This is a genomic window from Pseudoalteromonas sp. NSLLW218 (assembly GCF_015864775.1).
GTDB lineage: Bacteria > Pseudomonadota > Gammaproteobacteria > Enterobacterales > Alteromonadaceae > Pseudoalteromonas.
The window spans coordinates 104,469-129,080 of sequence record NZ_JADYWO010000011.1; the positions used below are offsets into that span (position 1 = coordinate 104,469).

A 24,612-nucleotide genomic window follows, 5' to 3' on the forward strand; every position below is an offset into this window, starting at 1 on the left:
AATTAAATTTAGAACACACTTTTAAGGCGTGATAAAATAATTCAATTAAACAACTGCGATTTTGGCGCGATTGTACATTAATTCATTAAAAACTGCATTTGATTATCATTTGCAACGTTAATGCATCTAACAAACTTGGTCACATTTATTATGAATATAAAACAGCAAGATACTATTTACTTTGCAGGTGGCTGCCTGTGGGGCGTGCAAGAATTTTTAAAGCACTTACCTGCTGTAATAAGTACTGAAGCAGGGCGGGCTAATGGAAAAAACGACAATACGCAAGGCGAATACGACGGTTATGCTGAGTGTGTAAAAGTAATATTTAGTACAAAAGAGGTTAGCTTAAACGAGCTGTTTGGCTTCTTTTTTGAGATTATTGATCCGTATAGCGTTAACAAACAAGGGGATGACGTAGGCCCTAAATATCGCACTGCCATTTATAGCAAAAGCCAAGATCATTTAAAGGTTGCTAGCAATTATATAAGCCAGCGAAGTGATGCCGATAAAATTGTGGTAGGGGTAGAGCTGCTAACTAACTACGTGCCAAGCGATCCTGAGCATCAAGACCGCTTAACTAATCACCCTGATGATTACTGTCATATACCGCTTGAGTTACTGCATAAGTATAAATCGTAAATTTAACGCGGTGTTTTTGTAGACGTGCAGCTTGCTGACGTGACGAGCGCAGCTCGTAATTTAAGGTTGAATATAGCGTTAGGTAAAGGTAAGTGATTAGAAGCTATCGCTTCTCGCGCAAGCAAGCTTAGCGCCTACAGGTAAAGTTTAATCCGGTGTTTATTTTGTTGACGTGCAGCTTGCTGGCGTGACGGGCGTAGCTCGTAATACTTTATTTTAAAAGTTCCAAAAATACACACCTACAAAAAAGCTCACATGCTGTGAGCTTTTTAAAAACTAATTTTAACTTACAGCTGCTTTTGCGGCGGGAAGTTACTTAAAATTTCGCTAACTGTTTTATTAATTGATGCTTCACGTTGTTCTGGCGATTGATTTTTCTTTAATCGACCTTCTTTCGCACCGCGCCATACTAGCTGGTTAGATTCACGATCTACAATATCAATGACCAGTGTACCCACCTCGTATTCACGCGCAGTTGTATCGCGTTGAAAACCAGTACCCCAATAACCCCAATGCGGGCGGTAGTTTACATTAAATGTATCTACTTCAAGCTCTTTGTCTACCGATGCATGATAGTTAACAAGTACATCAGCTTGCGCTGCATCAACTATGCTCATACCTAATGTTTGGCTTAGCTCTGCGTTAACGGCAGTGCGAACACGTTTTTCCATTAGGCCATTAATTTGGTAGTTATTTGTGTCTTTAGTTAGGCTGGCGTTTTCTACCCAAGCAAATGTTTTAAAATTGCTAAAGTTAGCTGATTTATCGTAATCCCAATCTGGGGTTTGTGTACAGGCTGTAAGTAGTGCTAGCGCTGCAACAATAAGTATATTTTTCATTACGTTTGCTCCAATAAAATGCATTAATTCAAAATAACACACATAGTTTAAATGTGTATTATTTAAACGTCCTAAATATTAGTCTAATTGTCAGGGCGTGTTGACCTTTCGTGGTTGAATTTGCAGCAGTATGTTTGGTATTTGGGCAAGGCAGAGCCTATGTAGTGTGGTTATTCCCCATAAATAGGCGATAACGCAGCATAAATGCCAAACATGCGCTGTCCTTTGGATTCTTTCTAGGGACGATTAACTCTTTGTTGCTCGGTTTTTACTTAGCCCGCTAGGTTACAAACCTCGCGCCGCGATTAAATCGTCCCTAGATTGAACAAATTTCAATCCACAAAGGTCAACACGCCCTAAGGCTGAACGACTAATTAACCTCTGTTAATTAGTCGTCATTAAATGTTTAATGTTCAACTTCTATCCAATCTTTTTCATCTACCCAGTTTTGTGCACCGTCTTTTACTGAACGAATAGGCACAATGTAGTCACAACTTATTTGTGGCTTAACTGAGGCAAATATAGGCACAAAACCAAAGCTTAGTGCGGTTTCTATAATTGCTTTTTGATTTTGTGGGTCAATATCGGCCGCTTCATCTATATAAATAGGTATACGGTATAGGTTTTGTTCTTGATCGCTTAATAAGTAGCGAATAAATAACATGCCACACAATAACTTAATCGTAATACGTGTGCCGTTTGAACCCGCCGAATCTATTTTTTCAAAGTGCTCTGTTTCACCTGCGCGGTTAACCACTTCAAATCGAATATCAAATAAATCGGTAAGTGTTAAGCCCGCTTTATCTGAGGCGAGTTTTATTAAGTGATCTTTCGCTTCGTTTACCGCGCTTTCGCTGTACGGTTCTTGGCTAAGTAAATCAAGCGTGTCACCTTGCTCAAACTGATGCGACGTGCTGATAATGGTATCGATACTATCAACCAGCATTTTGCGAGGTATTACGTTAATTTTAAACGCTTGCAAGTTTGAAATACGGTGCTGGCTTATGCCTTTATTAAAGCTATTCATTTCGCGGCGAAGGCGGTCTAAATCTTCTCGCAAGCCTTTAATAGTTGCAGCCACTTCGGTAAGCGCAACACGCGCTTGGCGCTCAACGGCATCGCGTTCGTTATCAATATTATGAAAGGCACTAATTAGCTTTTGATATTTTGTAAACTCGTCGTTTTCATTGTCGAATTTAGTAATACCTGCGTTATATACATGCAAATAGGTGTTGCGTACGTTTATGTCAAAATTACGCAGCTCTTGGCAGTCTTTATTAAAGTGATGAACAAGGTCGCTTAAGTTATCAAAGTCGACTGTAATATCAATCATGTATGGAGTTACTTTACCGCTGTATAAATCAAGCGTGTGATCAATTCGCTCGCTCTTAACTTGGCGCAGACGCTCAGTTTGACGATTAATTTGCTCTTGTTTTGACTTAATTAACGAGCGGCGATCGGCAATTGAGCCACTATTTTTTTGAATGTCTTGCAGGTAGTCGTCAACTTGTTCGCGCTCAGCTAATAACTGCTCTTTTAGCATGGCTTGCGCTTCAACCGACTGCTGCATTACATCAAACTGCTCTAAGCGTTTTAGGGCGCTCTCAGCGCTCATTAGTTCATCGTATAATTCGTCTTTTTCTTTTTGTTTGTCGGCAACGTTTGCAGCAACATCGCGCTGTTGCTTAAACTCTTTAAGTGAATGCCCAAGTGCATTTAACTGAGCGGTTAATTGCTCTTTGTTTTCGCCGCTTTGCATTTGCACAGGCGAGAGCTTTTTAAGCTTAATGCTCGCACCTGGTAGCGTTAATACGCCGCCTTTAACGTTTTCACTTAATAGCGATAAAAATTCACCAAACGCGTCTTCGTCATCAATGGTTATATCGCCATTGGTGGTGGTTGCAAATGAGAGAATATCTGGGTTTAAAATGCGCGATATTTCTTCTACTTCTTTTAACGATAAGTCTTCGCGCATACGGGTAAACAAATTAAACTCAAGGTTTTTAAGTTGCAGCTTTAAACTCTTAATTTGTTTTTGTGTTTCGCTAATGCGGTAGTCAAGCGTGTGTAGGCTTTGCCCTTGTGCGCTGGTTATAGAGTGCGAAAGCGACTCGTAATCTTGCTTTAACTGAGTCAGGCTGGTTTTAAGCGTGGCTTTATTTACTAGTTCAAATTCGCTTTTAAGCGCATCGTAATCTAAAAACCACTGCTCAATTTGTGTTTGTCTGCGCTCTATATCGCGCGATTGCTGTACGTATAGGCTTTGCTTTTGCTCAAACTCGTGTTTTTCGTGATCTATATTTTCAAGCGCGATGGCAAGCTCAGAGAGTTGCGATTCTTGATAAGTATCAAAATCAATCAGTGCTTGGTCAATTTTAGGGGCGTACGCCGCCAATTTACCTTTAAGCACGGTTTGGTTTTCAAGCATTGACTCAAGCGCGGCTATTGGCTCTTGCATTGATTCAAGGGCTTTTAATTCGCGTTTTGAGCGGTTTACTTTATCAAACGAGCGACGCCATACTTCATAAAAGTCGACCTTAGAGTTTGACATATGGCGCTCAAACACGCGTAGCATAAAGCGTTTTACGTCGCTTGCGCCTAATTTATGTAAGTTAAGAATACGTCTAAATATTTCTTTATAAATAGAAGAATCTTGCACATTATTAAGCGGGATCATTTTTAAGTTTATGTCGCCATCAAAAGGCGTTGCGCCACCAGTCAATAGCGCGTTTAGCTCTTGTGCTTTTAACTCAATAGGATTGTAGTTAAGTGATTTTAAATGGTTGAACAGCTTGGTAAATTTAATAATAGTTTTACCTTGCGTGTACTGCTCTAAATCAAGCTTTCCTTGATAACAAAAGTACTGATGCGCGTAACCGGCAATTTTACCAAGTCCTGCAACACCAATCACTACCGAGCCATGAGGCAAGTTAGCTTCGAGTAAAATGTAAGACTGATCGGATGAAAAATAAAACTTACGGGTTTCATCTAAATCGTGTCCGTCCCATTCTGTTAAGCGCAAATCGTTAATAAGCGGAAACTGCAAGGCGTTAATAACCGAGCTTTTACCTGTGTTATTGGGCGCGCAAATAGAGCTGCTTTTATCAAGCGGGATCACACACTTTGCATAGCCTGCAGTGTTAAGTAGGGCGAGTTTACTTAGTCCGTATAGATTTTTCATTCCTCGTCCTCTGTAACGTAGGTTTCTTCGTTTACTTCCATTAATGCATCTATGTAGCGGTGAATTGGCGCTTGTAGCATAAAGCCGCCTTCTACTTCACGGGCTAACCCTAAGCGCACCATGCGCAGGTATACGTCTTTGCGCAGGTCCGATCCCGAAAATATCTCAAGCTGATCAAACAGATGTTTGTTAATTTGCACCAGCGTTTGCATAAGCTCTAAATCGTTTACGTCGTCAAACAATGCGCGCATTGGGTCTTTACCCGTATTGGCGTAGTGCTCAATTAAAATGTAAATGGTAAGCGCGATAGCGCGAGATATTTTGCCCATATTTGGCGTGCTCTCGTCGCTACCAAAATAATAAAAGCCACGGCTGTCGCGTTTTAAATCGTTACCTAGGGCGGTAAATAGGGCAGTGTAGTCTTCTATGTGTTGGTCAAGCTCTTGCCACATTACGTTGTCTTGCTCGCAAATGTGATAACCCGCTACTAATTTTTTATTTATGGCTTGTAGATGGGTTAGCTCGTCTAAGTTTATGTGTGTCATGGTTTATTTACCTGCCTTTGAATCTGGCTGAGGCTCTGAATTAAATGGATATAAAGAAAAGTGCTGACCGGCAATTTTTACGCGGGCTTTTTCATCGCTTTGAATTATTTTAATATCGCTGTCACTAACTAATTTTTGATACAAAAATAGCATTTCGTCGGCATCGAGATCTGGGTAGCTTTCGTCTAAAAATTGCAGCAAGGGCTGCGGCTTTTTGCGTTTTTTATTAAAGCGCTTAGCAAAGCTGGTTTTAACATCGTTGTAGTCAGGAATATTAGGCGTAACAAATGCAGGCACGTCTTGTTGATCTGGCAATTGGTATTCTTCGTGTTCAAATTCAACCAAGCTTGCCATGTAAGCCACAATATGGCGTTGCTGACCAAGCGAATATCGCAGTGCGTCGCTTACAAAATGTGGCTGCACAGCACTTAGCATATTGTCTACGCCATTTTTGCGCACAAGCCCAAGTACTTTGGCTGCTTGGCGAGTAATTAAGTTATTACGGCGTAACTCTTCGCGCAGCGGCATAAGCATATCGGCACTTTTACGTAAGCTTTCTCTACCCACTAAATGCATTTCGAGTATACGGGTACGTAATTGCTCAAGCATACGTTTGTCGTTGTACGCTTTACCTGAGCGCTCAATGTGCAGTATTTGCTTACTTATTTGCTCTTCAATGAGGGTAAAACACGCATGAAATTCACCGCGAATATCAACCATTTCAAGCATGGGCTCTATGTATTCGTCAAATGCTTCTATTACTGCTTTGTAACGCTTTTGCAGCGATTGCACCGCATTATTAGATTTAGCTTGCTCAACAATATTTAAAATAGCGTTTTCGTTGTGCGTATAGAGCTTCATTATTTTACGCACCCGATCATCCATAATACGGCTGTAGCGGCGTAAGTCGTCAAAGTCTTCTATTTCGCCAGCGTTATCTAGGCGATTTCCTAAACGTGCAAGGTCGTCGACTAATACGCTAATTTCTTGCGCTAAGCCTAAATGTTCTTCTTGCAGTAAAAAAGTAGCAAAGTCGGCAATGGCACGATTTATTTCAAGCTGTGAGGATTTAGCCAGTGGAATTAAAATATCTTGGTTTAACAAACGATTTGTTTCTTTATAAATACGTTCGTTTGACCACGTAGGCTGCTTTTGCTTAATCGCGTTTTGTACGTCTTTTAGGCTAAAGTCAGCCATTTTAAAACGTTTAAATAATAGCTCTAATACACCCCAATGTTCGGTTATGGTGTTTAGCAGCTTTTTAGCTGGGATCATAAGGGGTTACAACATCCTAGTATTTTATTATTGAGTTCTTTTAGAAGACTCATTATTACGTATTTTTAATTAACCTTGTCTGTATATAGTATTCGTTTTTAAGACCATTTAATAATAGTTTTTGCATAGAGGCAGTGCTAAAATTCGCGCCGAAAATAGGCACATGAAATGGAATGTTATTTGTGTGTTCTTTAAAACTATATCAAAGGTTGTTTAACTACCATGGTTTCCTCGATTATTCTAACCCTGATAGCGATTGCATTTTTACTGATCGTTATAGAAGATATAATCCATGTCAATAAAGCTAAAACCACGCTGTTTTTTGGTACGCTTTGCTGGATTCTTCTTTTTATATACCCTCTACACGGGCAAAGCCCCGATACAATTCAACACCTTTTAAATGAAAATATTTTAGAAATTGCCTCGTTATGGTTATTTTTAATGGCTGCAATGACCTTTGTAGCGTATTTAAACTCAAAGGGGTTTATAGAAAATATTGTCCATCGCGTTATGCCAAAAAGTATTAGCGAAAAAAAGCTCATGTTTTTGGTGGGTGGTTTTGCATTTTTGTTTTCGTCGATTTCAGACAACGTAACAGCCACGCTTATATCGCTTGCGGTTGTTATGTCGTTAAAACTTGAACCTAAAAAGCTTATTAAATATGCCACGCTTATTGTGTTTGGGGTTAACTCAGGTGGGGTATCGCTAATAACAGGTGACGTAACCACGCTAATGATATTTTTAGATGGCAAAGTAACCATAGCTCATTTATTACTGCTTATAGCGCCAGCACTTACAAGCGTTATGTTACTAGCCGCGCTCCTGTCTATCGGTATGAAAGGGCGTGTTGAGTTTGCTGGTGCAGGTAAAACCCGCATTGAAAAAACCGACATTACCATTGCTGTTATATTTTTATCTACTGTAATTAGCACACTTACGCTGAGTGTAATTTACAGCGTACCGCCTTTACTCACCTTTTTGTTTGGCTTATCAGTCATGTTTTTAGTAGCGCAATTTTTAATGCGCAAAAAAGACATTAACAAAGACATAATCGATTTTGTTCGCGATATAGAATACGACACGTTATTGTTTTTCGTAGGTGTACTTTTACTTGTAGGCGCACTTAAAGAAATTGGTATGTTGAGTAAATTTACCGACCTATATACGGTAATGGCACCTGAATACGCAAACTACTTAATGGGCATATTATCAGCAGGGGTCGATAACGTACCGCTTACTGCTGCTTTATTAAAAGCCGATATAGTAATGAGCCAACAACATTGGTTGTCGTTTACGTATGCCACGGGCGTGGGCGGTTCAATGCTTATCATTGGGTCGGCTGCGGGCATTATTGCCATGAGCAAAGTTAAAGCGCTTACCTTTATGAGCTACTTGCGTTTATCACTGCATTTATTAATTTGCTACACCGTAGGTTATGCAGGCTCGTATTACATGGGCAGTTTTATCTAATTTAAGTGTTATTAATTATTAAAACGCTTGACAGCTAGACGTCTAAACGATAACTTTCAAAGCCCCGCTACTTAGCGGGGTTTTGTTTTATTAGCCACTGGTTAATAAAGCATTCAGAAGAGGTGCGATACTTAGGTACTTAATGTTAGGCGACGAAAGCCAATGATCATTAAGGAGGGAAGTACTCGCCGAGGAAAATAATGGTACGTCGTCATTGTTTTTCGGTTTATGGGGCTGAATCCTCAAAACTGTCACCAATATAGGTGGAGAGCTTCTGGCAGTGGACTTATCTTCAAGCATTCCTTTGCCAAGTTCTTCTTGTTTTATTGCGGTTTGGATACCGCGAAAGGAGACTAAATGACTACCCAATCAGTGCCACAAACAGTGCCTAAAATAGAGTTAAGCGCAAAATCAGATTACATCGTTGCCAAATTTGGCGGAACCAGTGTTGCAAACTTTGAAGCGATGAGTCGCTGTAGCGAAATTATTGTTGCAGATAAAAGCGTACGTATTGTTGCCGTGAGCGCTAGTGCCGGCGTAACTAACCATTTAGTTGCACTGTGTAAATCAAGTATTACCCCAAGTGAGCGCCAAGAACACATAAACGGCGTGCTTACTATTCAACAAACTATTTTAGATGAGTTATCGCTTGATGCCGATTTAGCGGTTGGCTTTAACGAAACCCTAAAAGCATTTCAAACATTGGCTCAAGAGTCACTAACAACCGATCAGCAACACGATGAGCTACTTAGCTTTGGTGAGCGTTTATCGTCGTATTTGTTTGCTCAGGTGCTGCGTTTAAATGGCTTAAACGCCGATCGCTTTGATGTGCGCAAGGTGCTTAAAACCGACAGCCAATTTGGCAAAGCAACGCCTAATGTTGCGGCCACAGCGCAAGCCGCTAAAGAATTCTTAATCCCGTTATTAGATGAGCAAGTAATTGTTACTCAGGGCTTTATTGGCAGTGACGAATACGGCCAAACAACAACGCTTGGACGTGGTGGTTCTGACTATAGCGCTGCACTTTTAGCTGAAGCAATTAACGCTAAAAGCGTGCATATTTGGACCGACGTAGTGGGCATTTTTAGCACCGACCCGCGTTTGTGTGCAAAAGCGACGCCTATTGCACGTTTAAGCTTTGACGAAGCCGCCGAAATGGCGACCTTTGGCGCAAAAGTATTGCACCCCGCGACTATTTTACCAGCCAGCCGTAGCCACATTAACGTGTTTGTAGGTTCTAGCCGCGAGCCAGAGCGTGGCGGTACATGGATTGAGCGCGAAAAATCGCAGCAACCAGGCATACGCGCAGTAACGCAACGTAAAAACCAAATATTGCTTACGCTTAAAAGCCCAGAAATGCTACTCGCTAGTGGCTTTTTAGCACGCGTATTTACACTATTAAGTGAATACAATATATCGGTAGATTTGGTAACCACATCAGAAATCAGCGTAGCTATAACGCTTGATAACGCGCAAAACGCCTCGCGTCCAGAGCTTGACCAAGAATGCCTAGATAAGCTTGCAGAGTTTTGCCATGTGTCGGTAGAAAACAATTTAACACTGGTAGCACTTATTGGCTCTGAGATTCAATTACGCCAACACGAAATGAACTTAATGAGTGTACTAAAAGACTTTAACATTCGATTAATTTGCCACGGTGCTAGTAAGCACAACCTGTGCTTTTTAGTAGAGCAAACTGAGTCAGATAACGTAGTACAATCTATTCATAGCCGTTTATTAGAAAACGATTTTGCTGCGTAAATCGCGCTTATTCACGAAAGTGATTTATTAAAGTTACTTAACAAAATCAGTTAATAAAAAGCATCGCCAGTCGGTGCTTTTTTTATGCACCACACTTATATCAAAACAAACATTACTGTCACTGCTATCAGCTACAGTAACGCTATTACTGCAAGCACTGAGCTTTGCACTATGTAATTCGTCAAACACATTAGGGCTAAGTAACTTTGCAATAGGGCGGCTGGTGGCTTTAGCAAGTGACTCTTTTAATGTCCAAATTCTAAAAAACGTATCCGCTTGGGCTTGGGTATTAGTGGGCTTTGTAATAAGTGTAATTTCATCATTATGATAAAAATGCTTAGCGAGCTTTTCAAATGGGCGCTTTAGGCTTACTTTTTCAATATCAAAACCAAACTCACTTTTACCAAGGTTAAGCGCAACCCCAACTAAACCATGCGAGTGCGAAATACAGGTATTAATAACATCACCATTTACATGTAGTTGCAGCTTTGAGCTTGCCTCGTCAAATTCTGTACTCATTTTATTAAGGGCTACGTGCGCATGTTGCGGCTGCGTTATTTTAATAAGGTGCTTTAACAATAACCGCGTAGCTAAATACTCTTGCTTAGCTTGCGGGCTTTTGCGGCGGTTTATAATGGCTAACTCAACCGGGCTTAAGCAATCGGGCAAATTAAAGTCACTAAGCTCAAGTGTTTTAGCATTAAATAATAAAATACTGTTACTAGCTAAAGGCAAATTTGCAAATTGAGTTGAAGTAATGCTCAAGGCGTTTTTAAAATAGTGTTCAGTCATAAAAGCCCTAAAGCAAAAGAAGTCGCTGATATTGTGAGCGGTTAACGCCCCTAATAAAGGCTGGGTACAATTTTATTACTCAGCTGGCATGAAATATGGTTTAATTCACAATAATCAAAATAATAACAGATTTGTAGATGTATGGCACAAGTGCGTGATGGGTTTCAAAGCCGACTTGGTTTTGTTTTAGCCGCTGCTGGCGCGGCAGTGGGTTTAGGTAATATTTGGGGTTTTCCTACGCAAGCGGCCAACCATGGCGGCGGCGCTTTTTTACTGGTTTATTTTATTGTTATATTTTTACTTGCGCTCCCGGCGCTGTATACCGAACTTTATTTAGGTCACAAAGCACAAGCTAACCCGGTAAAAGCATTGGGCGATGCATGGCAAAGCACTAACCGCAAAGTAGGCGCAACAGCAGGTTATATTGGTCTTGCGGGCGCGGTTGTTATGCTAAGTTTTTACTCAATAGTAGCAGGGTGGATGCTCTCCTACGCTATTGAACCCATAACAACCTTTTTAGGTTTCACAGGCGCAAGCGAATTTTTACATAGCGACTCAGTGCTTCGTAATTTTGTATTTACGCCGCTTATGCTTATTTTAACTGCCAGTATTATTTTAAAAGGGGTTAAATCGGGAATCGAAACCTGGTCGCGCCGTTTAATGCCACTGCTACTCGTATTGCTTGTTGGTTTAATTGCCTACATTGCAACACTCGATGGCGCAAGTGAAGGCTTTGCCGCGTATTTAATTCCTGATTTTAGCCAAATACTCGACCCTAATTTGATTATTGCCGCAATGGGGCAAGCGTTCTTTTCGCTCTCGTTAGGTGTGGGTTGTATGATGATTTACGGATCGTATTTACAGCCAGATGCTAATTTACCAAAGCTCACAGCCGGTGTTGCCTTACTCGATACCAGCGTTGCTTTTTTAGCGGGGTTACTTATTATTCCTGCTATTTATGTGGCGCAGCACAACGGTGTAGAGGTATTTAGTGGCGGTAAACTGATTGGCGAAGGGCAACTTATTTTTGCTATTTTACCTGCGCTATTTAGCACCATGGGCGAAATTGGTTTATTAGTGGGTTTACTGTTTTTTGTATTAATGTCTATCGCATCGGTTACGTCAACTATATCGACAACTGAGATTCCGGTGGCGTTTTTAGTCGAAAACCACAACGTTAGCCGCACCAAAGCAACGTGGGCGGTAAGCGCCGTTGTACTTGTGTGTGCAAGCGCGATTATACTAAATTTTGATTGGTTATTTGGCTTAGTTATTATGCTATTTACTCAATACCAATTGCCGCTTATGGGCTTGTTTTACTTTATTACAGTAGGGTGGATGTGGCAGCGTGGTAATAAATTACACCAAGCAACAACCGGCGTACATTACTGGTTTGCTCAGTATATTCGTTTTGTTTGCCCAATATTAATGACCTTGGTATTTGCAAATGTTGCGTTTGGTTAAGCTCTATTTAAAGTGAATTTTTAAACAAAAAAAGCGAATAGGGCTCACCTTATTCGCTTTTTTTGTGCCTGTTATCTAGGTATAGCTTAGGTCTTTATAAAACCTCATTAGTTAGAGGCCTACCTTCACTTACTTCAAGCGCGTTAAATACGGTTGTGTTTGCTATTTCGGTAAGTGCTTCTTGCGTAAAAAAGCCCTGATGACCCGTCACTAAAACATTTTTAAAACTCACTAAGCGCGAGAATATATCGTCTTGATTTATTTCGTCGCTGTGGTTTTTAAAAAATAGCTCCGACTCTTGCTCGTAAACGTCAAGTCCCAGGTAACCTAGCTTTTTAGTTTTAAGCGCGCTAATACACGCGTTACTATCAAGCAATGCACCGCGAGAAGTGTTAATGAGCATAACGCCAGTTTTCATTTTACTAAATGCCTCATCATTTATTAAATGATGAGTTTGCTCGTTCAGTGGGCAATGCAAAGAAATCACATCGCTTTGGCTAAGTAAGGTGTCTATATCGGTAATTGTATAATTGCCAGGTTGCGCGTATGGGTCGCACACTAATACTTTAGCGCCAAAGCCATTTAAAATGCTGCACAGCGCAAGGCCAATTTTACCGCAACCTACAATACCCACGGTTTTGTTGTGCAAGTTAAAACCTAGTAATCCGTTTAAATCAAAATTGTCTTCGCGTACACGGTTATACGCTTTATGCGTTTTGCGGCTAAGTGTTAGCATAAGCGCTATACAATGCTCAGCTACGGCTTCTGGGCTGTAAGCCGGTACGCGTAATACTTTAATTTTATGTGCTTTTGCTGCAGGTAAATCAACATTATTAAACCCTGCACAACGCAGCAAAATAGTATTTGTGCCTTGGCTTGCCAGTTGCTCAATAACGGCGGTATTTACAGTATCGTTAACAAAAACACATATGGCATCAAACCCGCTTGCTAAAATAGCCGTTTGTTCGCTCAGGGCTTGCTCAAAATACGTTATTTTTATAGCGCTGTAATCGCGTGTACTTTGTTCAAAAAAAGGCAGTTCGTACTTTTGAGTACTAAAAAAAGCAATGTTCATGGTAATAGCCTCGACGCTTAAGTATTTGTAGGGTAGTTAACCTTTAATACATTAAACTACTTTACAAGTAAGCGCCTAAGTAAAACGCATTTTATTGATTTAAATTAAGCCTTAAGCGGAGCCTTACTCGGGGTAAACAAAGGTATTTTTGACGATACTTTTTTACCACCTTTAGCTGCGTTTAACTTTGCGGCTTGAAGTAAGTTGCTTTCTATTACTTGTATAAGTGTTTCGGGCTTAGTTCGCGGTGCATAACGTGCAACAAGTTGCCCTTGTGAATTAATTAAAAACTTAGTGAAATTCCACTTAATAGCACGATTTTGCGAAATACCCCGCGTATGCGATTTTAAATAATTAAACAACGGGTGTGTTTCTGGCCCGTTTACCATTACCTTACCAAATACCTCAAACGAGGTATTAAATTGATCTTGGTAAAAGTCTTTTATGGCTAAATTATCAAGCGGCTCATTTTGGCCAAACTGGTTACACGGAAACGCAAGCACAGTAAAACCATTGCCTTTGTATTGCTGATAGAGCTTTTCGAGTGCGTTTAATTGCACCGAAAAATTACACTTACTCGCTGTATTAACAATAAGGACGGTTTTGCCCTGTAACTGGCTAAGAGAAAAATTTTCGCTGTTGTAAAGTGGTGCATTAAATTGATAAATACTGTCCATAGGTTACCTACTTACCTTTCCCGCTAAGGAAATTTTATAAAGACTTTCATTCGCTTTTTTATCGACCGATTGACATAATCGAGGTCTAGTTTCTAAGTTATCAGTTTAATAGGTCATTTTTATGTCAATGAAAGTCGCATTTATAGGTTTAGGCGTAATGGGTTACCCAATGGCGGGGCATTTAGCAAAAGCAGGGCACAGCGTATGCGTTTATAACCGCACTCAAGCTAAAGCAAAAGCGTGGACTGCAGAACATTCAGGAAGCTTTGCATCAACCCCGCGCGAAGCTGCCAGCAATGCCGACATCGTATTTATGTGTGTTGGTAACGATGACGATTTACGCTCAGTAGTGTATGGCGACGATGGCGTGTTAGCGGGCATGTTACCGCACACTGTTTTGGTTGATCACACCACAACCTCTGCCGAAGTAGCCCGCGAAGTGGCTGCAAAAGCGGCTCTGCAAAATATCGACTTTATAGATGCGCCTGTATCGGGCGGACAAGCGGGCGCCGAAAACGGCGTATTAACAGTTATGGCGGGTGGTAGCGAAGCCGTATTTGCTAAAGTGCAGCCAGTTATGGCGGCATTTAGTCGTTTTAGCCAATTACTAGGCGGCGTTGGCTCGGGACAACTTTGTAAAATGGTTAATCAAATTTGTATTGCTGGTGTAGTGCAAGGTTTAGCCGAAGGCTTGCATTTTGCCAAGCAAGCTGGGCTTGATGGCGAAAAAGTTATAGAAACTATTTCTAAAGGTGCAGCCGGTTCGTGGCAAATGGAAAACCGCTACAAAACAATGTGGGCGGGTGAATATGAGTTTGGTTTTGCCGTAGATTGGATGCGTAAAGATTTAGGCATTGCACTCGATGAAGCTAAAAACAACGGTGCAACATTGCCAATGACCGCAACGGTCGATCAATACTACGCCGATGTACAAGCACTTGGCGGCGGCAGATACGATACCTCAAGTTTACTAGCACGTATTGAAGCACTGCATAAAAAATAACGTTTACGTTGAGTATGTCGATGTAGACGACAAGCTTGCTTGCGTGACGGGCAAAGCCCGTAAAGTGATTTATTCACAAAGAGGTTATGAGGCGCTGCGCTTTTAGAGGCAGTGATAGATAAAAAAGATTATTGTTGGTCTTTATGTTTTCTCATTTACTCCTCTTGCTCTTCTCTTTGTGAATAGAGTTTTATTTAAGTAATTAAAAGCTGTGCTTTTCACGTGAGCAAGCTCTACGTCTACCGCCGGAGTATAAATTTACGCCTGTTTTGTAGACGCTAAGCTTGCTGGCGTGATGGGCAAAGCCCATAAAAATTCAAACAATAAACGCGACGCTTAAATTACTATAGCGTCGCGCTTTTATATGCGTTGTATAAGCGTGTCTACACAAATTACATGCTTTGTGCGTAGTTATACAGCGCCTTTAAAATTGTAAGATTTTTTTCGCTATCGTCATGTTCATGCGCTAGGTTTTCAAGGGTAATCATAAAATCTTGCGCATTAATCGACGGTTGATCTTCTCCGTGCATTAACTTGTTTTGGCAATATTGGCGCCATTGATCAAGCTCTTGCTGGTTTAGCGTTTCAGGCCAGTTACGGGCGCGGTATCTAAACAACAATGTATTAAACTTTTTATCTTCAAAGTCTAAATTCAAACCGGCTAATTCATCTGGTTTTGCATCACGAATAATCGCAAACTTAGCTTTATCGGCATGGCTTGTAAAACCATCGTAAAGTAAGTAGTCAACGTTAGTAGTTGCGCTGTAATCGCCTTGTTCGTTAAACACTTCCGTTACTTTATCGCGAAGGTCGGTATTGGCTTTTAAAATAGCTAAGTTAGCTAAGCACTGCTCGCGGTCAATGCCTAAACGGGCGGCGTTTTCAGGCAATAATGTTTTAGCTGGGGCTAAAATAGGGCACTTGTTTAAATGCACTAATTTTAAGCCAACAGGTAAATCGTCTTCGGCTAAATCTACACGTTTGGTGTATAAGCGTTTGCGTAACTCATCTACGTTTAAATCAATGAGTACTTGCGGGTTTTGGGTTAAATCAAAACAAATAACCGCGTTTTTATTAACCGGATGAAAGCTCATTGGTGCAACCCAGCTGGTACAGCCTTGCGTTGCAGGTATGCGCGACGTGGTATGCACTAACGGCGTCATGTTAAATACATCAACTAATTCAGCGAGCGCTTTTTTGCCACGCAAACCAAAAAAGAAGTTATACAGCTTTGGCTGTTTTTCTTTTATTAGTTTAGCCAGTGCAATAGTGGCGGTTACGTCGCTTAGCGCATCGTGCGCAGCGGCGTGTTCAATACCATTGGCTACCGTTAAATGCTCTAGCTTAAAGCTTGGGCTGCCGTCTTCTTTTAACGGCCATTCAATGCCTTCAGGGCGCAGCGCGTAACAAGCGCGTACTAAATCAATAATATCCCAGCGGCTATTGTTATGTTTGTATTCGCGCTCGTACGGGTCGTAAAAGTTACGGTAAAAGCTATAACGGCTTACTTCGTCATCAAACCGAATACTGTTGTAACCCGCAACACAAGTGTTTGGCACGCTAAATTCGGCATGAATTTTTGCTATAAACTCAGCTTCAACCAAGCCTTTTTTCATCGCCACTTGTGGCGTAATACCCGTAATTAAACACGCCTCAGGGTGAGGTAAGTAATCCGCTTGCGGCTTACAATATTCAATAAGCGGCTCGCCAATAATATTTAAATCAAGATCGGTACGAATACCCGCAAACTGGCTCGGCTTATCCTTTTGAGGGCTCGCCCCCCAAGTCTCGTAGTCGTGCCAATAGATTGTTGCTTGATTCTCTTGATAGCTTTCATTATTCATTCTATGTCTTAGCCCTTTAAATTTACGGGTTGTTAGCGCTACTCAGTTTCTTTTTGTATTTTCGAGTTTCTTGTAATTGACGCGTTGTGTGTATAGCTTCGTGTATAAATTTTTTGCTAACTGTGTATAAAAAATTAAATGGCGTTCAGTAACACCAAATTAAGAAAGCTGCTAGGTAAAAATCAAACACCGTTCGTATTATCGCATAGAGATAGTTTAAGTGTAAGAGTACCAGCTAAGGGAACTATCACTTGGCAGTACCGAGTTGTTACAGGGTTCGCCTCGTTGTAGATACCGCCAACTGGAAGACATCGTAAAACGATAGGGTGTTATGTGTATAGACCGTGCTGCTAATTTCAAATCAATGTACTAAGACACAATAATGGGCAACGAATACGCCGCATAAAATGCATTGTTACAAATGTAAGTATAGAATCAAAGCTTGATCGCAGCCGACCGATCTTGGACTAGTGGTAACAACTGCACGTTTATAGCCGCAGGGTTTAGGGCTAAATTTCTTTAGCCCTTTATAATTACATTGCTAGCAGTGTACTGATTGCAACTATTAAGTGTGAAACATTAATAATCGCACGATCTGAAATCTCTAAGGATAAATTGATTTTCAATTTATTATCCTCCAATTTTTAGATGTGGGTTGCTCAAGATTCCAGAATAAGTTACGCTCTTTTTTCAAACCAAAGCGCTTAGCTGAAATCTTAGCAAGTGACTTCCTCAACACCATATTACCAGTATGGTGTTGAGCCCTCCCCTGAAAGCACAACACTATATGTAGTATGATTTTCAAGTTCCGTAACAAGATAGAGTGGTTGAATCTGTTTTGCAAGGGACATAATTGCCCCGAAATGTGGATAACACTGGGATAACGCATGAGTGTTAGTAAGCGTTAACCTTTGATCATTAGGTTAGGTTGAAATATGCAAAAATCAACTTATGATGTGCTAAATTTACGTATTATAGAAATAAAAACCAGTTGATTTTTTAATCATCACTTTGAGTGTTCTTTTTAACCAGTGCTTAAATTATTTTACAGAAATAACTGTTAGGCAAAGGAAAAATCTTTAATTTAAAGTACTCTTTATAGTCCAATAAGTTCTAATTGCTCTTCACGTGGTAGGTTTTTAATTAGCGACGCAGCTAATTGTGCAATGGTTTTAAAAGGCGGATTTAAGAAGTGATCAAACGACTGGGTAATACGGCACGTTGCACCGTATTCATTTGTGTTAGTACGTGAGCAATATAAATTAACCACATGCGCGCTTTGTGTTTCGCGTGATGTAATTGTTGCTTTAGCTTCGCAATTTGGACAAGTAATCCGCGCCATAATAACCACCAATCGCTAATAAAATAAGCATTTAACTATTTATGCTAAACCTAAAAGCGCAAAACTATTTCTAAGTGAGTTTTGATCATTTACAAATATTTTAAAGTGGTGTTATCTTATTATGGAGTTATTAATTACTCTAAATTAAAGGAATATATATGAAAAATATTTTGGTGCTATTTACTTTACTCTTGACTGCTTGCAGTAGTACAGGTGTTATACCTATGGATGATGGAATTTACATGGTTGCGAAAAGAAGTGCACAAATTGGTTTTGGGCCACCTGATGGAGCTAAAGCTGACGTTTACGCAGAAGCAAATCAATTCTGCAATAAAACAAATCAAAAGGTTAAAACAGTGAAACTTGATATGACAGACTCAGGGCTTGCAAAACCAGGGAATGTTTCACTTGAATTCAAGTGTGAATGAAGTCAGCTACCTGACTTCTTATTTGTAAATTTTAACTACTTGCCTCTAAATCAAAATTAAGCTGTAACTTAATGCCAATTTCAGGATCACGCGCTACTTCATCACTCATTAATTTAATAAGCGGTTTAGTCTCGTTTTTAAAATACATGGCATCGTATTTAATCGGGTCGTCAATGACTTCGGCAAAGTAGGGGCTGAAAACCAAAAAGTCAAAAAATTCACTCCTCATAGCCTTCCGCTTTCGTGCAAAAAACGCGTCAAATTGACAACCCCAGTGACACGCCATTAATCGCCAGCCAGCCCAGTAAAAGGAACTGTGAGCAATTTTAAAAAGATCGCATTGTCAAAAAGTGACAATGTTTGACACAAAATGATAATAAAAAGATCAAATAGTTGGTGATTTACTTAATATTGAAATATCATTAATTTATTATCAGTTAAGTGATAAATAAATTATGAATTATTTATACAAAGGCTCTCAAAGCCAAGAGCGTTTAAATGCACTATTGTCGTTTGGTAAAAGCACCAGTGAAGATATAAAAGCAGCACTCAGTGATTACTTAGTTCGCGGTATTAGCAAGACCAATGCAGCAACACTTAATGGTGTGCCTGGGCCAAATTTTACAAGGGCACTTAAGCGTCTTGAAGTTGTTGCAGGTAAATTGGAAAACGCATTCGAAATTGAATGGTACTCAAAAAGGCAAGATATGAAATTAGAATTAATAAAAGAAAGAGTTGATGCTTTATTGTTTGAGTTAAATTCGTTACTAACTAGCCTTGATTATTCAAACGATGACCTAGAAAACCACACACTTAGAATAGCTAATAGGCTTGAGCTAGAGGTAGAGCACATAGGCACAAGCAAGCGTAGTACTGAAAATGAACATTGTTATCTTGCTGCTATTTATGATGATGTGCTAAACCCAATAACGGATAATAAATACGAGGTTACACAAAGAATAGATAACAGTATTTTTAATTTAGAAGAATGGAAAAGCAAGCTAAGTGGTTTGTAAAGCTATAGCGCTAGCTCCTAACTAGCGCTTTTCTTTTTATGCCGACTACCCTAAAACGCTCTAAATAATCGCATTAACGCCAGCGTTGAAACGGCAATACCCACAGTCACAAATTCAAAGTACTAGGGCGTGCCGTTATAGACCATTGCTTGCCAACCTTTTTGCACATTCGGTTACATAGCGGGGATAAAGTGACACACAAACAACCCAAAGAAGAATAAAATAATCACTTCATCCATAATGGCTTTGTCGCGGTTTTTTAAAACCAGCAAGTCGTAATCGGCGTCGTTTTGCTCGGCTTGCATACAGCGCCTTGCTTTGGCTTCAAATAGGGCAATTTTAAAGTTGTTTTCAGCGCGTGTTACATCAGCGGCCATTTCTGCCGCGATGCGTTTACGGTCAACATAGCCGCCGGTTAAATCGGCTATTGGGTCAGTAATAAATGAAACCAGTGTTTTTAACCATCCTATTATTTAATCCCTCGTATAAATTTAAGAAAGCTTTTAGAGTCTTTGCTAAACGCTTGGTGCCTTAACCGCTGGTTTGGTGGATAAATGAAGTTGTAGTCAAAGGTTTTGAGTCTAAAGTTGTAAGTCAAGTAGTGAAGTCACTGAAACGCAATCAATAAGTTTAATTTTCGTTGGTTGTTTTTATAAATACCAATTGCCGTAAATTAGTAATTTGGCATTAGACTAAAGTCTATAAGTTAATTTTCTTCACTTATTAGGTTTGTTTTAATCGTTTGTCGGTTTTGTGTTAATTCTCTAAAGTTCAGTTGTCGGCAACAAGTACGACTTAACCAACAGGACTACGACCATGAAACTTACTCTTATCAAAACTATCGCTCTTAGCTCACTACTTACATGTTCAGCTGCTGCAATGGCTGAGCAAAGTGATTACAAATTAATGGTTATTGAAACTGCAACAGCGCCACAGCCACTTGAGCAATCATTTAATAGCTGCGCACTGAATGTTAAGTCAAAAAATTACGCTGAAGCTGAAGCAATTTGTACTAAAGCAATCGCGCTTTTAAAAGACGCAGATGGCCCTAAATTTAAAGTACGCCAACTTACATCGTTTGCATTAAGCAACCGTGGTGTTGCACGTTTAAAAGCGAATAACGACACTGCTGGCCTTGCTGATTTATACGAAGCAAATGAAATGTCTAAAAGTGCAATGGTATCGCATAACTTAACTCGCGCTAAAGAAGACTTATCTTTGATAAGCGCTTTATAAAATACTTATAAAAGTATGATATAAAATAGCGAGAGTAAAAAAGCCCATGTTAGGTTAATTCCTAACATGGGCTTTTTTGTTTTATTTTACGCGTGAGTTAATACTTTAAATACGTTAACAGAGTAGGGTGTGTATTTATAATTAATATTTTGGGTATGCTTGTTTAGGCTACACGAATATAATACGAGATAACCGTATAAAAAATAATAACCCTTCTGCTTTGCTTGTTTTGAGCAAGGCATCATTAAATAAATATTGAGATTTAAACCATGGCACCAGGAACCAGCCTAAGCGTACTTGAAATAAGTGCGATATTTTTATCGATTACCGCGTTACTCACCTATGTAAACCATCGCTTTATTGGCTTGCCAACAACCATTGGCGTTATGGTTATTTCGATGCTTTTGTCTATCGGCGCTATATTTTTGGGTTTTTTAGGGTTTGATGATCTTATAGATTACGAAGTGAGCTTGCTCGATCAGTTAGATTTTACTGAAGTTTTGCTTGATGGCATGCTCTCTATGCTGCTGTTTGCTGGGGCGCTGCATGTAAATGTTAGCGATTTAAGGCGCTATAAATTACCAATAGGTATTTTGGCCTGTATTGGTACGTTGCTATCTACGGTTATTATTGCTGGGGCGCTTTATTTAGTACTACCTTTGCTTGGTTTTGATTTAGCGTTTATTTGGTGTTTACTGTTTGGTGCATTAATTTCGCCAACCGATCCGATTGCGGTAATGGGAATTTTACAATCTGCGGGTGCGCCTAAAAGTATTGAAACCGTGATTGCGGGTGAATCGTTGTTTAACGATGGTATAGGCGTGGTTATTTTTGTGCTTTTATTGGGTGTTTTATCAAGTGGTGATATTCCTACAACTTATTATGTAGCACACACGCTGGCGGTTGAAGCCGGTGGCGGTATTGTTTTTGGTTTGGTATTAGGTGGTATTTTATATTACTTACTAAAAAGTATTGATAGTTACCAAGAAGAAGTACTACTTACTTTAGCGGGCGTTATTGGTGGTTATGCACTTGCAAGCCATTGGCATTTGTCGGGCCCACTTGCAATGGTAATGATGGGGCTAATGGTGGGCAATCATGGTCGTAGTATGGCTATGAGCGACAAAACACGCCATTACGTTGATTTATTTTGGGAGCTGATTGACGAAATTTTAAATGCCATTTTATTTGTACTCATAGGGCTTGAAGTCGTCATGATTGCATTTTCGAGTAATTTATTTATTGCTGGTGGCTTAACAATTTTAATCGCGTTACTCGCACGTTTAATTGTTGTGGGTATAACAACCACTACATTTAATAAGCAATTAGAGTTGCCATCTGGCGCGTGGAAAGTTTTAACCTGGGGTGGCTTGCGTGGTGGTATTTCGGTTGCACTGGTATTGCAACTACCTGATGGGAACGAGCGCGATATTTTATTGGCTCTCACTTATGCGGTAGTTGTGTTTTCTATTTTAATTCAGGGTTTGAGTATTGGTAAAGTAGCCAAAACTATCCGTTAAATATAAATTGGTTAGACTAAACCTGTTAAATGTATTTTTAAAAAAGCGTGTGAAATAGCTTTATTTCACACGCTTTTTATTTTTCTTATAAAACAAAAGGGCAATTAAAACGTAAAGCTGAGCTGCACACCGCTGTAAATATGTTCTTGTGCTTCCCAGTAGTCGCCATCTATTTGGCGTGCTCGAGTAAATACTTCTATTTTAAATGGCTTAAAATGATAACCCGCTCCTATACCTGCGTAGCCGTCTATGTCGTTGTTCGATTTTTCTATTTGGTAGGTGTTATCGCCTCTATCGTTTTTAAAGGCGAGTTCGAACAGATCTAAGCCAAGCTCGGCGTATATAAAAAAGTCATTGAAATAACCAAGCTTCATTCCGTTGTCCCACGTTATAAACTCTTCTTGCTCGCCTTGTTTATTATCGATTACTGCCGCGCCAATTGCGCTTGTAAAAACAACACCAAAGTTACTGTAATTTTGCTTAACCATCATTTCTACACCCGCAGATGTAATGCTGCTATCGCCATTAAATTCTGACTTTATAAACATACCGGTGTTAGGCATGTTGTTACCGAGCAAAAGCCTTGCGTTAGCATTTTGGCTAAATGATAAAAGCGTGCTTAATAAAACAAAAAGAGGAAGTGTGTGTTTCAAAAAAGTTAACCCATTAATGATGAAAAGTTACCAGAGCTACAATTATAAATACATGACTTAGTATTGCATGTAATTAAATGTATAAATTTGTTTGAATGTTACTCAGCTATGCTTAAGCAAGTTGCTCAAAATAAAATCGACTAAATAAAAGCATAAATAATTATATGTATTTTAAAACGTAGAGTAGCGATTTTAGGCACGTAAGATGATGCGTAAGTTATTTAAATATATAGAAAAAGTTTAAACGTATTAGACTAAGGTCTATAGGTTAATTTTTCTCACTTATTAGGTTTGTTTTAATCGTTTGTCGGGCTTGTGTTAATTCTCTAAAGTTCAGTTGTCGGCAACAAGCACGGCTTAACTAATCAGGAATATGACCATGAAAACACTTATCAAAACTATCGCTCTTAGCTCACTATTAACATGTTCAGCTGCTGCAGTAGCTGATGCAAGTGATTACAAATTAATGGTTATTGAAACTGCAACAGCGCCACAGCCACTTGAGCAATCATTTAATAGCTGCGCACTGAATGTTAAGTCAAAAAATTATGCGCAAGCGGAAGAAATTTGTACTAAAGCAATCGCACTTTTAAAAGACGCAGATGGCCCTAAATTTAAAGTACGCCAACTTACGTCATTCGCATTAAGCAACCGTGGTGTTGCACGTTTAAAAGCGCATAACGACACTGCTGCACTTGCTGATTTATACGAAGCATCAAAATTGTCTAACAGCACGATGGTATCGCACAACTTAACTCGCGCTAAAGAAGAATTATCGTTATAAAAAACCTTTATAACGTGTTTTATAAAGTGCTTACTAAAGCATAATATAAAATAGCGAGAGTAAAAAAAGCCGATGTTGGGTTAAACCCCCAACATCGGCTTTTTCGTGCTTATTAACTTTGTATTGTGTTATACCAATCCGCAATAATACTTAATCATTTTGCGGGGCTAAACGTGTCGCTACCTGCGTTAAAAAATTCTCATTTAGAACAACCAAATAGCGAATTTTTTGCCTAGCTATCAACACGTTTTTTCATCCTCAAAATAGATCACTTAATTAAGCGAATTGGTATTATTAAAAAATAATAAAACTGTATTCTGTTATTTATTGTTTAGTGATTTTTATAGTTTTTAACTGATTGTAATTAATGAGTATTTTTACAGGTGTTAGACTAAAGTCTATAGGTTAGATTTATTCACTTATTAGGTTTGTTTTTATCGTTTGTGGTAATTGAGCTAACACTCTAAAGTTAAGTTGTCGGCAACAAGTACGACTTAACTAATTAGGAATATAATCATGAAATTTACACTTTTAAAAACCATCGCTCTTGGCTCATTATTAACTTGCTCAGCTGCTGCAATGGCTAAACAAGGTGACTATAAATTAATGGTTATTGAAGACTCTGTAACTGCAGCACCCGCATTTGAAAAATCATTTAATAGCTGTGCTTTAAATGTTGAATCAAGAAACTACGAAGAAGCAGAAGCTATTTGTACACAAGCAATTGCATTACTTAAGCAAAGCCATGGTCCGCGTTTAAAAGTACGTGAACTTACATCGTTTGCATTAAGTAACCGTGGTGTAGCGCGTATTAAGGCTCAAAAAGACACTGCTGGTATTTCTGATTTATATGAAGCGGTTCAAATTTCTAAAAACTCACTTGTAACACATAACTTAACTCGCGCTAAAAAAGAGTTATCTTTATAAGAATGCTTGCATAAAGCGCTTATAATTTAGCGAGAGTATAAAAGCCCATATTAGGTAGCACCTAATATGGGCTTTTTTTGTATGTTTCAATAACCGTAGTTACCTATTAAATACACTTTTTTTAATAAAGCAGCTTTACTG

General features: G+C 39.4%; 22 protein-coding genes, 1 pseudogene and 1 riboswitch. Of the genes and pseudogenes, 11 read left to right on the forward strand and 12 right to left on the reverse strand.

Translation table 11 applies throughout. The annotated features are described in order from the left end of the window. Positions 1–150 precede the first annotated feature (150 nt). Complete coding sequence (locus tag I6E80_RS16580; protein WP_197186003.1) at positions 151–639, forward strand: peptide-methionine (S)-S-oxide reductase; 489 nt, start codon at positions 151–153, stop codon at positions 637–639. A gap of 287 nt (positions 640–926) precedes the next feature. Here I6E80_RS16580 and I6E80_RS16585 read toward each other — a convergent pair whose 3' ends face one another. The 4 genes from I6E80_RS16585 to I6E80_RS16600 form a co-directional block, all read right to left on the reverse strand. Further along, complete coding sequence (locus tag I6E80_RS16585) at positions 927–1,478, reverse strand: DUF4136 domain-containing protein (RefSeq protein WP_197186004.1); 552 nt, start codon at positions 1,476–1,478, stop codon at positions 927–929. 406 nt (positions 1,479–1,884) lie between these two features. Continuing rightward, positions 1,885–4,659: an ATPase gene (locus I6E80_RS16590; RefSeq protein WP_197186005.1), complete on the reverse strand. Its 2,775-nt coding sequence runs from the start codon at positions 4,657–4,659 to the stop codon at positions 1,885–1,887. Beyond that, the gene (locus tag I6E80_RS16595; protein ID WP_024599530.1) at positions 4,656–5,204 is read right to left on the reverse strand and encodes a hypothetical protein; all 549 of its coding nucleotides are present in this window, start codon (positions 5,202–5,204) and stop codon (positions 4,656–4,658) included. The genes I6E80_RS16590 and I6E80_RS16595 overlap by 4 nt, the downstream gene beginning before the upstream one ends. A 3-nt stretch (positions 5,205–5,207) precedes the next feature. Continuing rightward, positions 5,208–6,479, reverse strand: a complete 1,272-nt coding sequence (locus I6E80_RS16600) for a hypothetical protein (RefSeq protein WP_197186006.1) — start codon at positions 6,477–6,479, stop codon at positions 5,208–5,210. A gap of 222 nt (positions 6,480–6,701) precedes the next feature. Between I6E80_RS16600 and nhaD the strand changes: the two genes are divergently transcribed. Together nhaD and lysC are read left to right on the forward strand one after the other, a co-directional pair. Beyond that, positions 6,702–7,949 (forward strand): sodium:proton antiporter NhaD, encoded by a 1,248-nt coding sequence (nhaD, locus tag I6E80_RS16605; RefSeq protein ID WP_076924170.1) that lies wholly within the window; start codon positions 6,702–6,704, stop codon positions 7,947–7,949. Positions 7,950–8,058: 109 nt separating this feature from the next. Continuing rightward, positions 8,059–8,231, forward strand: a riboswitch (Lysine riboswitch). Positions 8,232–8,306: 75 nt separating this feature from the next. Further along, positions 8,307–9,710 (forward strand): lysine-sensitive aspartokinase 3, encoded by a 1,404-nt coding sequence (gene lysC, locus I6E80_RS16610; protein ID WP_197186007.1) that lies wholly within the window; start codon positions 8,307–8,309, stop codon positions 9,708–9,710. Positions 9,711–9,743: 33 nt separating this feature from the next. Here lysC and I6E80_RS16615 read toward each other — a convergent pair whose 3' ends face one another. Continuing rightward, the gene (locus tag I6E80_RS16615; protein WP_197186008.1) at positions 9,744–10,502 is read right to left on the reverse strand and encodes a 4'-phosphopantetheinyl transferase superfamily protein; all 759 of its coding nucleotides are present in this window, start codon (positions 10,500–10,502) and stop codon (positions 9,744–9,746) included. A 141-nt stretch (positions 10,503–10,643) separates the two neighbouring features. Between I6E80_RS16615 and I6E80_RS16620 the strand changes: the two genes are divergently transcribed. Beyond that, positions 10,644–11,966, forward strand: coding sequence for a sodium-dependent transporter (locus I6E80_RS16620; protein ID WP_170070698.1), 1,323 nt, complete (start codon positions 10,644–10,646; stop codon positions 11,964–11,966). Positions 11,967–12,060: 94 nt separating this feature from the next. Here the strand turns inward: I6E80_RS16620 and I6E80_RS16625 are convergent, their stop codons facing one another. Both I6E80_RS16625 and I6E80_RS16630 read right to left on the reverse strand, forming a co-directional pair. Next, positions 12,061–13,041 carry a 2-hydroxyacid dehydrogenase gene (locus tag I6E80_RS16625; protein WP_197186009.1) on the reverse strand — a complete coding sequence of 327 codons (981 nt, stop codon included), beginning with the start codon at positions 13,039–13,041 and terminating at the stop codon, positions 12,061–12,063. Positions 13,042–13,145: 104 nt separating this feature from the next. Continuing rightward, positions 13,146–13,718 carry a glutathione peroxidase gene (locus I6E80_RS16630; protein ID WP_197186010.1) on the reverse strand — a complete coding sequence of 191 codons (573 nt, stop codon included), beginning with the start codon at positions 13,716–13,718 and terminating at the stop codon, positions 13,146–13,148. A gap of 121 nt (positions 13,719–13,839) precedes the next feature. On the opposite strand from I6E80_RS16630, the gene I6E80_RS16635 reads away from it, so the two are divergent. Continuing rightward, the gene (locus tag I6E80_RS16635; protein ID WP_182197563.1) at positions 13,840–14,721 is read left to right on the forward strand and encodes an NAD(P)-dependent oxidoreductase; all 882 of its coding nucleotides are present in this window, start codon (positions 13,840–13,842) and stop codon (positions 14,719–14,721) included. Between the two features lie 392 nt (positions 14,722–15,113). On the opposite strand, the gene sbcB is transcribed toward I6E80_RS16635, so the two are convergent. Then, positions 15,114–16,565 (reverse strand): exodeoxyribonuclease I, encoded by a 1,452-nt coding sequence (gene sbcB / locus I6E80_RS16640; RefSeq protein WP_197186011.1) that lies wholly within the window; start codon positions 16,563–16,565, stop codon positions 15,114–15,116. Between the two features lie 1,096 nt (positions 16,566–17,661). Next, positions 17,662–17,907 (reverse strand): ogr/Delta-like zinc finger family protein, encoded by a 246-nt coding sequence (locus I6E80_RS16645; RefSeq protein ID WP_169044874.1) that lies wholly within the window; start codon positions 17,905–17,907, stop codon positions 17,662–17,664. Between the two features lie 158 nt (positions 17,908–18,065). Here I6E80_RS16645 and I6E80_RS16650 point away from each other — a divergent pair, with 158 nt between their 5' ends. Further along, positions 18,066–18,335, forward strand: a complete 270-nt coding sequence (locus I6E80_RS16650) for a hypothetical protein (RefSeq protein WP_197186012.1) — start codon at positions 18,066–18,068, stop codon at positions 18,333–18,335. 31 nt (positions 18,336–18,366) lie between these two features. On the opposite strand, the gene I6E80_RS16655 is transcribed toward I6E80_RS16650, so the two are convergent. Further along, on the reverse strand, positions 18,367–18,564 hold the full coding sequence (locus tag I6E80_RS16655) for a hypothetical protein (RefSeq protein WP_197186013.1): 198 nt from the start codon (positions 18,562–18,564) through the stop codon (positions 18,367–18,369). Positions 18,565–18,790: 226 nt separating this feature from the next. On the opposite strand from I6E80_RS16655, the pseudogene I6E80_RS20625 reads away from it, so the two are divergent. Then, positions 18,791–19,003, forward strand: a pseudogene (locus I6E80_RS20625) (hypothetical protein); the annotation flags it as partial. Between the two features lie 521 nt (positions 19,004–19,524). On the opposite strand, the gene I6E80_RS20630 reads toward I6E80_RS20625, so the two are convergent. Next, positions 19,525–19,728 (reverse strand): hypothetical protein, encoded by a 204-nt coding sequence (locus I6E80_RS20630; protein ID WP_306271871.1) that lies wholly within the window; start codon positions 19,726–19,728, stop codon positions 19,525–19,527. A gap of 439 nt (positions 19,729–20,167) precedes the next feature. On the opposite strand from I6E80_RS20630, the gene I6E80_RS16670 reads away from it, so the two are divergent. Both I6E80_RS16670 and I6E80_RS16675 read left to right on the forward strand, forming a co-directional pair. Next, entirely contained in the window at positions 20,168–20,587 is a 420-nt protein-coding gene (locus I6E80_RS16670; RefSeq protein WP_024600633.1) for a hypothetical protein, read from the forward strand. Positions 20,588–20,856: 269 nt separating this feature from the next. Next, entirely contained in the window at positions 20,857–22,107 is a 1,251-nt protein-coding gene (locus I6E80_RS16675; protein WP_197186014.1) for a sodium:proton antiporter, read from the forward strand. 104 nt (positions 22,108–22,211) lie between these two features. Here I6E80_RS16675 and I6E80_RS16680 read toward each other — a convergent pair whose 3' ends face one another. Then, positions 22,212–22,760 carry a hypothetical protein gene (locus tag I6E80_RS16680; RefSeq protein ID WP_024600635.1) on the reverse strand — a complete coding sequence of 183 codons (549 nt, stop codon included), beginning with the start codon at positions 22,758–22,760 and terminating at the stop codon, positions 22,212–22,214. 379 nt (positions 22,761–23,139) lie between these two features. On the opposite strand from I6E80_RS16680, the gene I6E80_RS16685 reads away from it, so the two are divergent. Together I6E80_RS16685 and I6E80_RS16690 are read left to right on the forward strand one after the other, a co-directional pair. Further along, positions 23,140–23,544 carry a hypothetical protein gene (locus I6E80_RS16685; RefSeq protein WP_024600636.1) on the forward strand — a complete coding sequence of 135 codons (405 nt, stop codon included), beginning with the start codon at positions 23,140–23,142 and terminating at the stop codon, positions 23,542–23,544. Between the two features lie 516 nt (positions 23,545–24,060). Beyond that, complete coding sequence (locus I6E80_RS16690; RefSeq protein WP_024600637.1) at positions 24,061–24,471, forward strand: hypothetical protein; 411 nt, start codon at positions 24,061–24,063, stop codon at positions 24,469–24,471. Positions 24,472–24,612: the final 141 nt, after the last annotated feature.

Bases quoted from the DNA above. Each gene is read 5' to 3' on its own strand.
- lysC (WP_197186007.1), top strand. From the start codon at position 8,307: ATGACTACCCAATCAGTGCCACAAACAGTGCCTAAAATAGAGTTAAGC.
- I6E80_RS16690 (WP_024600637.1), top strand. From the start codon at position 24,061: ATGAAATTTACACTTTTAAAAACCATCGCTCTTGGCTCATTATTAACT.
- I6E80_RS20630 (WP_306271871.1), bottom strand. From the start codon at position 19,728: ATGGCCGCTGATGTAACACGCGCTGAAAACAACTTTAAAATTGCCCTA.
- I6E80_RS16645 (WP_169044874.1), bottom strand. From the start codon at position 17,907: ATGGCGCGGATTACTTGTCCAAATTGCGAAGCTAAAGCAACAATTACA.
- I6E80_RS16580 (WP_197186003.1), top strand. From the start codon at position 151: ATGAATATAAAACAGCAAGATACTATTTACTTTGCAGGTGGCTGCCTG.
- nhaD (WP_076924170.1), top strand. From the start codon at position 6,702: ATGGTTTCCTCGATTATTCTAACCCTGATAGCGATTGCATTTTTACTG.
- I6E80_RS16670 (WP_024600633.1), top strand. From the start codon at position 20,168: ATGAAACTTACTCTTATCAAAACTATCGCTCTTAGCTCACTACTTACA.
- I6E80_RS16630 (WP_197186010.1), bottom strand. From the start codon at position 13,718: ATGGACAGTATTTATCAATTTAATGCACCACTTTACAACAGCGAAAAT.
- sbcB (WP_197186011.1), bottom strand. From the start codon at position 16,565: ATGAATAATGAAAGCTATCAAGAGAATCAAGCAACAATCTATTGGCAC.
- I6E80_RS16685 (WP_024600636.1), top strand. From the start codon at position 23,140: ATGAAAACACTTATCAAAACTATCGCTCTTAGCTCACTATTAACATGT.
- I6E80_RS16595 (WP_024599530.1), bottom strand. From the start codon at position 5,204: ATGACACACATAAACTTAGACGAGCTAACCCATCTACAAGCCATAAAT.
- I6E80_RS16590 (WP_197186005.1), bottom strand. From the start codon at position 4,659: ATGAAAAATCTATACGGACTAAGTAAACTCGCCCTACTTAACACTGCA.
- I6E80_RS16600 (WP_197186006.1), bottom strand. From the start codon at position 6,479: ATGATCCCAGCTAAAAAGCTGCTAAACACCATAACCGAACATTGGGGT.
- I6E80_RS16620 (WP_170070698.1), top strand. From the start codon at position 10,644: ATGGCACAAGTGCGTGATGGGTTTCAAAGCCGACTTGGTTTTGTTTTA.
- I6E80_RS16675 (WP_197186014.1), top strand. From the start codon at position 20,857: ATGGCACCAGGAACCAGCCTAAGCGTACTTGAAATAAGTGCGATATTT.
- I6E80_RS16655 (WP_197186013.1), bottom strand. From the start codon at position 18,564: ATGAGGAGTGAATTTTTTGACTTTTTGGTTTTCAGCCCCTACTTTGCC.
- I6E80_RS16635 (WP_182197563.1), top strand. From the start codon at position 13,840: ATGTCAATGAAAGTCGCATTTATAGGTTTAGGCGTAATGGGTTACCCA.
- I6E80_RS16585 (WP_197186004.1), bottom strand. From the start codon at position 1,478: ATGAAAAATATACTTATTGTTGCAGCGCTAGCACTACTTACAGCCTGT.
- I6E80_RS16625 (WP_197186009.1), bottom strand. From the start codon at position 13,041: ATGAACATTGCTTTTTTTAGTACTCAAAAGTACGAACTGCCTTTTTTT.
- I6E80_RS16650 (WP_197186012.1), top strand. From the start codon at position 18,066: ATGAAAAATATTTTGGTGCTATTTACTTTACTCTTGACTGCTTGCAGT.
- I6E80_RS16615 (WP_197186008.1), bottom strand. From the start codon at position 10,502: ATGACTGAACACTATTTTAAAAACGCCTTGAGCATTACTTCAACTCAA.